The sequence below is a fragment of the Streptomyces sp. AMJ-169 genome, from assembly GCF_055597585.1.
Genome location: NZ_JBVLTJ010000009.1, coordinates 142,207 through 154,404, shown reverse-complemented (window position 1 = coordinate 154,404; position 12,198 = coordinate 142,207). Strand labels below are relative to the sequence as shown.

Below are 12,198 nucleotides of genomic sequence, written 5' to 3'. Positions count from 1 at the left end.
TCGACCGCATACTAAGCGGTCGCTTGATATGAGGGAACCCGTGACCACGGGGAACGCGGAAAAGGTCTACGCCTTCTTCGGCCGCGCCCGCACATGCATCCGCTCCCCCTGCGGACCGAACAGGCTCAGGAACTCCACCGGACCCTCCCCCGTCGACCCGAACCAGTGCGGCACCCGGGTGTCGAACTCCGCCGCCTCCCCGGCGGTGAGCACCACGTCGTGCTCGCCCAGCACCAGCCGCAGCCGCCCCGACAGCACGTACAGCCACTCGTACCCCTCATGGGTGCGCGGGTCCGGCTCTGCCTGCCGCTTCGGCTCGACCGCCTTGTACGCCTGCACCCCGCCCGCCTGCCGGGTCAGCGGCCAGAAGGTGCGCCCGCCCCGCGTCAGCGGCTTCCCGCGCACCCGGGGGTCCCCGGCGGGCGGCGCCCCCACCAGCTCGTCCAGCGCCACCTGATGCGCCTGCGCGAGGGGCAGCAGCAGTTCGAGGGAGGGCTTGCGCAGACCGGACTCCAGCCGGGAGAGGGTGCTGACGGAGATCCCGGTGGCCTCGGAGAGCGCGGCGAGCGTGACGCCACGGTCCTTGCGGATACGGCGCAGCCGGGGGCCGACGCCGGCGAGAACGTCCTCGGTGGTCATGGGGGCATTGCAGTTTCGGCAAAGGGGTTTGTCAACAGCGCAAGCCGCCCCGGCCCTCCGAGATGTGCCACCCCCACCCCCGATGCACCATGACAGACATGCTCCTCTCCCGCCTGGCCGAAGTCTCCCGAGAGGTCGCCGCCACCTCGGCGCGCTCCCGGAAGACCGCCCTGCTCGCGGAGCTGTTCAAAGAGACGGCGCCGGACGACGTCCCCCTGGTCATCCCCTACCTCGCCGGCCGCCTCCCCCAAGGCAGACTCGGCATCGGCTGGAAACTCCTCAGTCAGAAGACACCCCCGGCCCAGACCCCCACCCTCACCGTCCGCGACACCGACACCCGCCTCACCGCCCTCGGCGCCCTCTCCGGCCCCGGCTCCCAAGCCGAACGCGCCCGCCACCTGGCCGAGTTGATGGGCAAGGCCACCGCGGACGAACAGCGCTTCCTGCACGGCCTCCTCACCGGCGAGGTCCGCCAGGGCGCCCTGGACGCGCTCGCCGTGGAGGGCCTCGCCCAGGCCACCGCCGCACCCCCGGCCGCCGTCCGCCGCGCGGTCATGCTGGCCGGCGCCCTCCAGCCGGTGGCCCAGGCCCTCCTCGCCGAAGGCCCGCCCGCCCTCGCCCGCTTCCGCCTCACCGTCGGCCGCCCGGTCCTCCCGATGCTCGCGCACACGGCAGCCGACGTCACCGAAGCGGTCACGAAACTCGGCCCCTGCGCGGTCGAGGAGAAGCTGGACGGCATCCGCGTCCAGCTCCACCGCACGGGCGAGAAGATCCGCGTCTACACCCGCACCTTGGACGACATCACCGACCGCCTCCCCGAACTCACCGCGATCGCCCGCGACTTGAGCAGCACGAGCTTCATCTTGGACGGCGAGGTCATCGCCCTCGACCCGGCGACCGGCCGCCCCCGCTCGTTCCAGGAGACGGCGGGAAGGGTCGGCTCCCGCGTGGACGTGGCGAGCGCCGCCGAGACGACCCCGGTGACCCCCGTCTTCTTCGACGCCCTCGCCCTCGACGGCGAAGACCTCCTCGACCTCCCCTACACCGAACGGCACGCCAGGCTCGCCGAGTTGGTGCCCGAGCCGCTGCGGGTGCGCCGCACGGTCGCCGAAACCCCGGAACCCGCCGGGCAGTTCCTCGCGCGGGCCCTGGAGAGAGGCCACGAGGGCGTCGTACTGAAAGCGCTCGACTCGCCCTACAGCGCCGGGCGGAGAGGGGCCGCGTGGCTGAAGGTGAAGCCCGTGCACACGCTCGACCTCGTGGTGCTGGCCGCCGAGTGGGGGCACGGGCGGCGCACCGGCAAGCTGTCCAACCTGCACCTCGGCGCCCGCTCCCCGGACGGTTTCGTCATGCTCGGCAAGACCTTCAAAGGCATGACCGACGCGATGCTGGCCTGGCAGACCGAACGCCTCCAGGCCCTGGCGACGAGCGACGACGGCCGGCGGGTCACCGTACGCCCCGAACTCGTCGTCGAGATCGCCTACGACGGGCTCCAGCGCTCCTCGCGCTATCCGGCCGGCGTCACGCTGCGGTTCGCGCGGGTCGTGCGGTACCGCGAGGACAAGCGGCCCGAGGACGCGGACACCGTACAGACACTGCTGGCCGCGCACCCGGAGGTGTCCCCGTGAGGCGGAGCGCCGGGATCCTGCTGTTCCGGCGGACCGGCAGCGGCCTCGAAGTCCTCCTCGGACACATGGGCGGACCCTTTTACGCCCGCAAAGACGCCGGCGCCTGGACGGTCCCCAAGGGCGAGTACGGGCCCGACGAGAGCGCCTGGGACGCGGCGCGCCGGGAGTTCCGCGAGGAGCTGGGCCTGGAGCCGCCGGAGGGCGAGCCGGTCGCGCTCGGGGAGGTGCGGCAGGCGGGCGGCAAGGTGGTGACCGTCTGGGCGGTGGAGGCGGACCTGGACCCGCAGTCCGTCGTCCCCGGCACCTTCACGATGGAGTGGCCGCCGAGGTCGGGCCGCACCCAGGAGTTCCCCGAGCTGGACCGGGTCGCCTGGTACGGCCTCGGCGCGGCGCGCGGGGTCGTCGTCGCCGCGCAGTCCGCGTTTCTCGACCGGCTGGCGGAGCACTCGCCCTGAATTGCGGGCCCCTGCCGGGCGCGCGAAGGTCGGGGGACAGACAGCGTTCCAGGAGGTCGGTCATGCCCATCGCGACGGTGAACCCGGCGAACGGCGAGACACTCAAGACGTACGAGCCGATGGACGGCGAGGAGACGGAGCGCCGGCTCCGGCTCGCCGGGGACGCCTTCCGGACGTACCGGACGACGGCGTTCGAGGAGCGCGCGCGGCTGATGAACCGGGCCGCCGACCTCCTGGACGCCGACCGGTCCGACATCGCGCGCGTGATGACGCTGGAGATGGGCAAGCCGATCGGCCAGGCCAGGGCCGAGGCTGCGAAGTGTGCGAAAGCGATGCGCTGGTACGCCGCGAACGCCGCCGCGCTGCTCTGCGACGAGGTGCCGGCGGCGGCCGACGTCCGGGACTCGGGGGCCTCGCGGGTCCTCGTGCGGTACCGGCCGCTGGGTCCCGTGCTCGCCGTCATGCCGTGGAACTTCCCGCTGTGGCAGGTGATCCGGTTCGCGGCGCCCGCGCTGATGGCGGGCAACGTCGGCCTCCTGAAACACGCGTCGAACGTGCCGCGGACCGCCCTGTACCTGGAGGACCTGCTGCGTCGGGCGGGCTTCCCCGAGGGCTGCTTCCAGACGCTGCTGGTCGGCTCGGAGGCGGTGGACGAGATCCTGCGCGACGACCGGGTCAAGGCGGCCACCCTCACCGGCAGCGAGCCCGCGGGCCGCGCGGTCGCCTCCACAGCGGGCGCGATGGTCAAGAAGACGGTCCTGGAACTCGGCGGCAGCGACCCCTACCTGGTCCTCCCCTCCGCCGACGTCTCCCGCGCGGCCGAGGTGGCGGTGACCGCCCGCGTCCAGAACAACGGCCAGTCCTGCATCGCCGCGAAGCGGTTCATCGTCCACGCCGACGTGTACGACGACTTCACCGAGCGGTTCGTGGCGGGCATGGCCGCGCTGAAGGTCGGTGATCCGCTGGACGCGGCGACCGAGGTCGGGCCGCTCGCGACGGCTCAGGGGCGGGCGGATCTGGAGGAGCTGGTCGAGGACGCGCGCCGCGGCGGGGCGCGGGTGCTGTGCGGGGGTGCGCGGCCGGAGGGGGCGGGCTGGTACTACCCGCCGACCGTCCTCGCCGGGGTCGGGCGGAATCTGCGCATCCACCGGGAGGAGGCGTTCGGTCCGGTGGCGGTGGTGTACCGGGCGGCGGACCTCGACGAGGCGGTCGCGATCGCCAACGACTCGCCGTTCGGGCTGAGTTCGAACGTCTGGACCCGGGACCCGGCCGACGTCGAGCGGTGCGTGCGGGATCTGGAGGCCGGCGGGGTGTTCGTCAACGGCATGACGGCCTCTCATCCCGCGTTCCCGTTCGGCGGGGTCAAGCGGTCCGGGTACGGGCGTGAGCTGTCCGGGCACGGAATCCGGGAGTTCTGCAACATCGTGACCGTTTGGCACGGTGCGTGAGGGTTACGCGGTTACGATCGGGGGGTGAACCGCGAAGTGACCCTGCCGCTGATTGTCGACGACCGCGGGGCCTTGCAGGTCGCTGCGGGCGATGTGAGCAAGTTGCTGCGCACGCTGGGCGGGCGGTGGCTGTATCTCGTCGAGGCCGGGGAGTCGGGGTGGGACGAGGACACGGTGGCCGAGCTGACGATCGAACTGGCGAAGCTCGCGGACCGGATCGACGTCGCGTGCATCGCGCACAGCAGCGGCCAGTCTTCCTAGGGGCGGGGTCCCCGATTCGGAGTAATACCGCGCGACCCGCCCGCCCCTCCGGGTGATCGTGGGTGGACCACCCCTGACCGGTGGCCCCCGATCCCCCCGGTACGGCGAAAGCAGGCGCGGCTGATGGCGACATTGTGCAGACCCTCGGTGTCGGTCCCGGAGTACGTGATCACGATGGAGGAGACGCTGGAGCTGGCGCGTTCGCGGCACGCGGACCACCCCCAGCTGCCGCTGGCGCTGCGGCTGATCGAGAACACGGGCGTGAAGACGCGGCACATCGTCCAGCCGATCGAGGAGACCCTGAAGCACCCGGGGTTCGAGCAGCGCAACAAGGTCTACGTCGCGGAGGCGAAGGCGCGGGTGCCGGCGGTGGTGCAGCGGGCGCTGGACGACGCGGAGCTGCTGACGTCCGACATCGATGTCATCCTCTATGTGTCGTGCACGGGGTTCATGATGCCCTCGCTGACGGCGTGGCTGATCAACGAGATGGCGTTCGACCCCTCGACCCGCCAGATACCCATAGCCCAGCTGGGCTGCGCGGCGGGCGGCGCGGCGATCAACCGGGCGCACGACTTCTGCACGGCCTACCCGGAGGCCAACGCCCTCATCGTGGCCTGCGAGTTCTGCTCGCTGTGCTACCAGCCCACCGACCTCGCGATCGGCTCGCTGCTGTCCAACGGCCTGTTCGGCGACGGCATCGCGGCGGCGGTCGTCCGCGGCCGCGGCGGCGAGGGCATCAAGCTGGAGCGCAACGGCTCGTACCTGATCCCGAAGACCGAGGAGTGGATCATGTACGACGTCCGGGCGACCGGCTTCCACTTCCTGCTCGACAAGCGGGTCCCGGCGACGATGGAGCCGCTGGCCCCGGCGCTCCAGGAGCTGGCCGGGACGCACGGCTGGGACGCCTCCGACCTGGACTTCTACATCGTGCACGCGGGCGGTCCGCGCATCCTGGACGACCTGAGCAAGTTCCTCCAGGTCGACCCGCACGCGTTCCGCTTCAGCCGCGCCACGCTCACCGAGTACGGGAACATCGCGAGCGCCGTCGTCCTGGACGCGCTGCGCCGGATGTTCGACGAGGGCGGCGCGCCGGACCGCGCACGGGGTCTGCTGGCCGGGTTCGGACCCGGTATCACCGCCGAGATGGCCTTGGGCCGCTGGAGTCGCGCATGACCGAGGAGACGCTCACCCAGGCCGTGCACCGCTGGCCCGCGCTCGATCTCCAGGGCACGGAGTTCGACCCGGTGCTGCGGGAGTTGATGGCCGAGGGTCCGGTGACCCGTATCCAGCTGCCGAACGGCGAGGGCTGGGCGTGGCTGGTGACCCGCATGGACGACGTACGCATGGCGGTCAGCGATCCGCGGTTCAGCCGGGAGGCGGTCATGGACCGTCCGGTGACCCGGCTCGCCCCGCACTTCATCCCCGACCGGGGCGCGGTCGGCTTCCTCGATCCGCCGGACCACACGCGGCTGCGGCGGTCGGTGGCGGCGGCGTTCACCTCGAAGGGGGTCGAGCGGGTGCGGGAGCGGTCGCGGACGATGCTGGACGAGCTGGTCGACGAGGTGCTGGCCGAGGGGCCGCCGGCGGATCTGTCGGCGTCGGTGCTGATGCCGTTCCCCATCGCCGTCATCTGCGAGCTGATGGGTGTCCCGGCCGTCGACCGGCACGTCATGCACACCTGGACGCAGCTCATCCTGTCGTCCTCGCACGGCAAGGAGGTCAGCGAGAAGGCGAAGGCCGAGATGGGCGCCTACTTCGCGGATCTCGTCGGGCTGCGGGAGGGCGCTTCGGGCGAGGACGTCTGTTCGCTGCTGGGCGCGGCCGTGGGCCGGGAGGAGGTCACGCTGGAGGAGGCCGTCGGGCTCGCCGTGCTCCTCCAGATCGGCGGTGAGGCCGTCACCAACAACAGCGGCCAGATGTTCCATCTCCTGCTCACCCGGCCCGACTTGGTCGAGCATCTGCGCGCCGAGCCGGCCGTGCGCCCGCAGGCCATCGACGAGTTGCTGCGGTTCATCCCGCACCGCAACGCCGTCGGTCTCTCCCGTATCGCGACCGAGGACGTCATGATCCGGGGGGTGCGCATCCGCGCGGGCGACGCGGTGTACGTGTCCTATCTCGCCGCCAACCGTGACCCCGAGGTCTTCCCCGACCCCGAGACCATCGACTTCGCGCGTACGCCCAATCCGCACGTCGCCTTCGGGTTCGGGCCGCACTTCTGTCCCGGGAACATGCTCGCGCGGCTGGAGGAGGAGCTGTTGCTGGATGCGGTCCTGGACCGGATGCCGGGGCTGCGGCTCGCGGTGCCCGCCGATCAGGTCCCGTTCAAGAAGGGCGCGTTGATCCGGGGTCCCGAGTCGCTTCCGGTGACCTGGTGAGCGCGGTCGAGGGGCTGCTGGTGCCGCCCGGGCACGGGCGGGTGGTCCAGACCCCGGCCCAGCGGGTGACGTTCAAGGTGACCGGCGAGCACTCCCGGATGGCGTCCACCTTCGAGGTGGAGGTGCCGCCCGGGTTCGACGTGGGCGCTCATGTCCATACCCGCAGCGAGGAGTTGTTCTACGTCCTCGAAGGCGAGCTGGACGTGCTCGCCTTCGAGCCGCGGATCAGGACACCCGACAACTGGCAGCGCTGGGAGTCGGGTTCGGGCACCCGGGTGGTGCGGGCGACGCCGGGTACGGTCATCGTCGTCCCCCCGGGCTGCCCGCACGCCTTCGCCAACCCGACGGACTCCCCCGCCAAGATGTTCTTCCAGGCCTCTCCGCCGCCGGACCACGAGCGGTACTTCGAGGAGCTGCTGGAGATCCTGGGGAGCGGGGGGCAGCCGGACCATGAGGCGATCGAGAAGCTGCGGGCCCGGTACGACATCGAGCAACTGACCCCGCTGCGGCACCGCTAGCGGATGGGGACTCCGGAGAGGGTGCGGGCGATGACCAGTTTCTGGATCTCGCTCGTGCCCTCGAAGATGGTGTAGATCGCGGCGTCCCGGTGCATGCGCTCCACCGGGTACTCCCGGGTGTAGCCGTTGCCGCCCAGGATCTGGATGGCCTGCCCCGTCACCTTCTTGGCCGTCTCGCTCGCGAACAGCTTCGACATCGAGCCCTCGGCGGCGGTGAACGGCTTGCCGTTGACGGCCATCCAGGAGGCGCGCCACACCAGGAGGCGGGCGGCGTCGATGGACGTCCGCATCTCCGCCAACTGGAAGGCCACGCCCTGGTTGTCGATGATCGGCCGCCCGAACTGCTCGCGGGTAATGGCGTATTCGAGCGCGACCTCGTAGGCGGCGCGAGCGGTGCCGACGGCCATGGCGCCGACCGCCGGCCGCGACGCCTCGAAGGTCGCCATCGCCGCGTTCTTGACGCGCTCCCCGCTCTTCGCCTTCTCCCGCGCCCGCGCGAGCCGCTGGTCCAGCTTCTCCTTGCCGCCGAGCAGACAGGAGCCGGGGACGCGGACGTGGTCGAGGACGACCTCGGCGGTGTGCGACGCGCGGATGCCGTGCTTCTTGAACTTCTGCCCCTGGGACAGCCCTTGGGTGCCGGGCGGGACGATGAAGGAGGCGTGGCCCTTGGAGCCGAGGTCGGGGTCGACGACGGCCACGACCACGTGCACGTTGGCGATGCCGCCGTTGGTCGCCCAGGTCTTGGTGCCGTTCAGCACCCACTCGTCCTTGGCCTCGTCGTACACCGCGCGGGTGCGCATGGAGGCGACGTCGGAGCCGGCGTCGGGCTCGGAGGAGCAGAAGGCGGCGACCTTGACGTCGGTGGCGTCGCCGTACATCTGGGGTATCCAGGTGCCGATCTGCTCCTCGGTGCCGTTGGCGAGGACGCCGACGGCGGCGAGGCCGGTGCCGACGATCGACAGGGCGATGCCGGCGTCGCCCCAGAAGAGCTCCTCCATCGCCATGGGGATGCCGAGGCCGGTCGGGTCGAAGTACTGCTGGGCGTAGAAGTCCAGGGAGTAGATGCCGACCTTGGCGGCCTCCTGGATCACCGGCCAGGGGGTCTCCTCGCGCTCGTCCCACTCCGCGGCGGCGGGCCGGATGACGTCGGCGGCGAAACCGTGGAGCCAGTCGCGGACCTCCTTCTGCTCGTCGTTCAGCTCCATGGTGAACTCGGCCATGACTCCTCCAGCGCGGTGGTGCACAATGCATGTGTTACTCGGGGTAACTCGAGTCTGTTACCGATCGGTAGGAAAAGTCAACTCCCGACCGTTGCTCGGCAGCCCGTTCGAGGTCGTACGGGTGGCAGGTGTTATTTTGCGCAGGCGTGACCGAATCACCACAGGAGCAGCGAATGGACACCACACAGCGGACCGAGCAGCAGAGGTCTGCTGACCGCCGTCGGCGCGAGTTGCTGGAGGCCGCGGACCGGGTGGTGCTCCGGGACGGGCCGCAGGCGTCGATGAACGCGATCGCGGCGGAGGCGGGGATCACCAAGCCGATCCTCTACCGGCACTTCGGGGACAAGGGCGGGCTGTACGCGGCGCTCGCCAAGCGGCACACCGACGCGCTGCTGGACTCGCTGCGGGCCGCGCTCGACGCACCGGCCGAGCGGCGGGAGCGGGTCGAGCAGACCCTGGACACCTACCTCGCCGCCATCGAGGCGCGCCCCCAGGTGTACCGGTTCCTGATGCACCCCTCCGAAGGGGCGTCCCAGGACCAGGGGTTCGACACCGGGAAGCACTCCCTGCCGCTGCTGAAGCGGATGGGTGAGGAGCTGGGGCAGGTCATCGAGGAGCGGCTGGACCTCGGGCCGAACTCCCAGCGGGTGGCCCGGGTGTGGGGGCACGGGATCGTCGGGATGATGCACGCGGCCGGCGACTGGTGGCTGGGCGAACGGCCTTGCGAGCGGGCCGAGTTGGTGCGGTGCCTGGCGGATCTGCTGTGGGGGCGGCTGGCGGCCGCGGGGGACCGGGTCGGGGGGCCGGGGTTCTAAGCACCCCGGTACCAGGAGGCCTTCTCCACCTGCCGCATGAGCTTCCTGCGCCGCCTCCCCTCCACCCGCTCCGCGTACGTCGTCCCCTCCAGGTGGTCCATCTCGTGCTGGAGGCACCGCGCGAAGAAGCCGGTGCCCTCGATCCGGACCGGCTCGCCCTGGGCCGTCCGGCCCTCGATCACCGTCTCGTCGTAGCGCTCCGTCCCCGCCTCCAGGCCCGGCAGGGACAGGCAGCCCTCGGGGCCGCGCAGTTCCAGGCCGCCCGCGCTCACCAGCACCGGGTTCACCACGTGTCCCCGGTGCTGGACGTCCTCGTCGTCGGGGCAGTCGTACACGAACAGCCGCAAGGGCTCGCCGACTTGGTTCGCCGCCAGGCCCACCCCCTGGGCCGCGTACATCGTCGCGAACAGGTCCTCGACCAACGCGGACAGGTCCGGAGTGAAGTCGGTTACTTCCCGGCAGGGGGTGTGGAGGATCCCGGCGCCGTACGGAGTGATCGGGCGGACTCGCCCGTGGGTGCCCGGGATGGAGCGGTGTCGCATGGCGGTAAGGGTACGGTCCTTTGTGACACGCGCATGTCTAACGGGCGTGGGGCGGTGCCGGGATTCGGGAGTGTCAACGGATCTCGATAGGCTGGCCACCCACCACGTTGCCGTCAGGCAGAGGCGCGGCGCGTACGCAAGGAGGATCGAGAACTGATGGCAGGCAACTCGGACCCGCTCACGCCGCGGGCCAAGATCGCCGTGACCGCCGGCAAGGCGGTCGCCGCGGCATCCCGGGCCGCCGGACGCGGAAGCGGTTCGGTGATCGGCGGCAAGGTCGCCCTGAAACTCGATCCCGACCTGCTCGCCCGGCTCGCCCAGAACCTGGACGTCGTCCTGGTGTCGGCCACCAACGGCAAGACCACGACCACCCGGCTGATCGCGGAGGCGCTGCGCGCGGCGGGCCCGGTCGTCTCCAACGCGCTCGGCGCGAACATGCCGGCCGGCATCACCTCGGCGCTGGCGGGCGGCTCTGACTCCCGGTACGGCGTGATCGAGGTGGACGAGAAGTACCTCGCCGGGGTCGCCCGCGACACCGACCCGAAGTGCATCGCGCTGCTGAACCTCTCGCGCGACCAGCTCGACCGGGCCGCCGAGACCCGGATGATGGCGGAGGCCTGGCGTGAGGGGCTGTCCGGTTCGAAGGCCGTGATCGTGGCCAACGCCGACGACCCGCTGGTGGTGTGGGCGGCGTCGTCCTCGCCGAACGTGGTGTGGGTGGCCGCCGGGCAGATGTGGAAGGACGACGCCTGGTCGTGCCCGTCGTGCGGCGGTGTGCTCCAGTGGCCCGGCGACGACTGGTACTGCGGGGACTGCGGTTTCCGCCGCCCGCAGCCCAGTTGGGCGCTCTCCGGGGACCACGTCCTCGATCCGCACGGCTCGGCCTGGCCGATCCACCTCCAGCTGCCGGGGCGCGCCAACAAGGCCAACGCCGCCTCCTCGACGGCCGTCGCCGCCGTGTTCGGGGTGCCGCCGCAGGTCGCGCTGGAGCGGATGTACCAGGTGCAGGCGGTCGCCGGGCGCTATGACGTCGTGCAGTTCCTCGGGCGTGATCTGCGGCTGCTGCTGGCGAAGAACCCGGCGGGCTGGCTGGAGACGTTCAGCCTGATCGACCCCGCGCCGGCGCCGGTGATCCTCTCCGTGAACGCGCGGGGCGCCGACGGCACCGACACCTCCTGGCTGTGGGACGTCGACTACACGCGGCTGACCGGGCACCCGATCTGTGTCATCGGCGACCGCAAGCTCGACCTGGCGGTCCGCCTGGAGGTCGCGAACCAGCACTTCCAGGTGTTCGACACGGCCGACCAGGCGGTGCAGGCGTGCCCGCCAGGACGGATCGAGGTCATCGCCAACTACACCGCCTTCCAGGACCTGCGCCGCCGCGTCGGCAACTGACACAGGGGACTTTCGTGAGCGACAACCAACTGCGGGTCGTCTGGGTCTACCCCGACCTGCTCAGCACCTACGGCGACCAGGGCAATGTGCTGGTCGTGGAGCGCCGGGCGCGCCAGCGCGGGCTCGACGTGGCCCGTCTCGACGTGCGCAGCGACCAGCCGATCCCGACCTCCGGTGACATCTACCTCATCGGCGGCGGCGAGGACCGCCCGCAGCGGCTGGCGGCGGAGCGGCTGCGCCGGGACGGGCATCTGTACCAGGCGGTGAACAACGGGGCGATCGTGTTCGCCGTGTGCGCCGGGTACCAGATCCTGGGCCACGAGTTCGTCAACGACCTCGGCCAGCGCGAGCCGGGCCTCGGCCTGCTCGACGTGACGACCGTGCGCGGCGAGGGCGAGCGCTGCGTCGGCGACGTGCTCGCGGACATCGACCCGCGGCTGGGGATGCCCCCGCTGACGGGCTTCGAGAACCACCAGGGCGTCACCCACCTCGGCCCGACGGCCCGCCCCTTCGCCCGCGTCCAGATGGGCAACGGCAACGGCACGGGCGACGGCACGGAGGGCGCGTACAACGACACCGTCTTCGGCACCTACATGCACGGCCCGGTCCTGGCCCGCAATCCGCTCATCGCCGACCTGCTGCTGAAGCTGGCGCTGGACGTGAACGCGCTGCCGCCGTGCGACGACCGGTGGTACGAGGCGTTGCGGGGCGAGCGGATCGCGGCGGCTCAGCAGCCCGCGTGAGGCCGGCCCCGCGGCCGGTCCGGGTCGCGGGGTTTCCGCCGATTTTCAGACCGGCGTCAGCAGCCCGTCTGTAGGTACATCCGCGCAGGTGAGCGGGGGCGTCCAGCAGGCGGACGCGGGGTTCGGGACGGACCCCCGCTGCCGTTAGGGTGGGCCGCG

At 71.5% G+C, this 12,198-nt stretch carries 13 protein-coding genes; 10 read left to right on the top strand and 3 right to left on the bottom strand.

The genetic code is table 11. The features are described from left to right. Window positions 1-66: 66 nt before the first annotated feature. On the bottom strand, window positions 67-639 hold the full coding sequence (locus tag ACYUD3_RS23015; protein WP_470972798.1) for a helix-turn-helix domain-containing protein: 573 nt from the start codon (window positions 637-639) through the stop codon (window positions 67-69). A gap of 98 nt (window positions 640-737) precedes the next feature. Here ACYUD3_RS23015 and ACYUD3_RS23010 point away from each other — a divergent pair, with 98 nt between their 5' ends. The 7 genes from ACYUD3_RS23010 to ACYUD3_RS22980 all read left to right on the top strand — a co-directional run bounded on the left by ACYUD3_RS23010 (window position 738) and on the right by ACYUD3_RS22980 (window position 7,324). Beyond that, on the top strand, window positions 738-2,267 hold the full coding sequence (locus tag ACYUD3_RS23010) for an ATP-dependent DNA ligase (protein ID WP_470972796.1): 1,530 nt from the start codon (window positions 738-740) through the stop codon (window positions 2,265-2,267). Next, window positions 2,264-2,722, top strand: coding sequence for an NUDIX hydrolase (locus tag ACYUD3_RS23005; protein WP_470972794.1), 459 nt, complete (start codon window positions 2,264-2,266; stop codon window positions 2,720-2,722). The genes ACYUD3_RS23010 and ACYUD3_RS23005 overlap by 4 nt, the downstream gene beginning before the upstream one ends. 62 nt (window positions 2,723-2,784) lie before the next feature. Next, complete coding sequence (locus ACYUD3_RS23000) at window positions 2,785-4,170, top strand: NADP-dependent succinic semialdehyde dehydrogenase (protein WP_470972792.1); 1,386 nt, start codon at window positions 2,785-2,787, stop codon at window positions 4,168-4,170. Between the two features lie 24 nt (window positions 4,171-4,194). Continuing rightward, on the top strand, window positions 4,195-4,431 hold the full coding sequence (locus ACYUD3_RS22995; RefSeq protein ID WP_470972790.1) for a DUF6213 family protein: 237 nt from the start codon (window positions 4,195-4,197) through the stop codon (window positions 4,429-4,431). Between the two features lie 120 nt (window positions 4,432-4,551). Next, window positions 4,552-5,604, top strand: a complete 1,053-nt coding sequence (locus tag ACYUD3_RS22990) for a type III polyketide synthase (protein ID WP_470973238.1) — start codon at window positions 4,552-4,554, stop codon at window positions 5,602-5,604. After that, complete coding sequence (locus ACYUD3_RS22985) at window positions 5,601-6,806, top strand: cytochrome P450 (protein WP_470972788.1); 1,206 nt, start codon at window positions 5,601-5,603, stop codon at window positions 6,804-6,806. The genes ACYUD3_RS22990 and ACYUD3_RS22985 overlap by 4 nt, the downstream gene beginning before the upstream one ends. Then, the gene (locus ACYUD3_RS22980) at window positions 6,803-7,324 is read left to right on the top strand and encodes a cupin domain-containing protein (RefSeq protein WP_470972786.1); all 522 of its coding nucleotides are present in this window, start codon (window positions 6,803-6,805) and stop codon (window positions 7,322-7,324) included. The genes ACYUD3_RS22985 and ACYUD3_RS22980 overlap by 4 nt, the downstream gene beginning before the upstream one ends. Here the strand turns inward: ACYUD3_RS22980 and ACYUD3_RS22975 are convergent. Then, window positions 7,321-8,544, bottom strand: a complete 1,224-nt coding sequence (locus tag ACYUD3_RS22975) for an acyl-CoA dehydrogenase family protein (RefSeq protein ID WP_470972784.1) — start codon at window positions 8,542-8,544, stop codon at window positions 7,321-7,323. The two genes, ACYUD3_RS22980 and ACYUD3_RS22975, sit on opposite strands and share 4 nt — an antisense overlap. A gap of 173 nt (window positions 8,545-8,717) precedes the next feature. Here ACYUD3_RS22975 and ACYUD3_RS22970 point away from each other — a divergent pair, with 173 nt between their 5' ends. Next, window positions 8,718-9,359, top strand: coding sequence for a TetR/AcrR family transcriptional regulator (locus tag ACYUD3_RS22970; protein ID WP_470972782.1), 642 nt, complete (start codon window positions 8,718-8,720; stop codon window positions 9,357-9,359). Here ACYUD3_RS22970 and def read toward each other — a convergent pair. Next, window positions 9,356-9,901, bottom strand: a complete 546-nt coding sequence (gene def, locus ACYUD3_RS22965; RefSeq protein ID WP_470972780.1) for a peptide deformylase — start codon at window positions 9,899-9,901, stop codon at window positions 9,356-9,358. The genes ACYUD3_RS22970 and def overlap by 4 nt on opposite strands. A 156-nt stretch (window positions 9,902-10,057) precedes the next feature. On the opposite strand from def, the gene ACYUD3_RS22960 reads away from it, so the two are divergent. Next, entirely contained in the window at window positions 10,058-11,296 is a 1,239-nt protein-coding gene (locus ACYUD3_RS22960; RefSeq protein ID WP_470972778.1) for a DUF1727 domain-containing protein, read from the top strand. 14 nt (window positions 11,297-11,310) lie between these two features. Continuing rightward, a complete protein-coding gene (locus ACYUD3_RS22955) occupies window positions 11,311-12,039 on the top strand; it encodes a type 1 glutamine amidotransferase (RefSeq protein ID WP_470972776.1) in 729 nt (242 codons plus the stop codon). The last annotated feature ends 159 nt before the right edge of the window (window positions 12,040-12,198 follow it).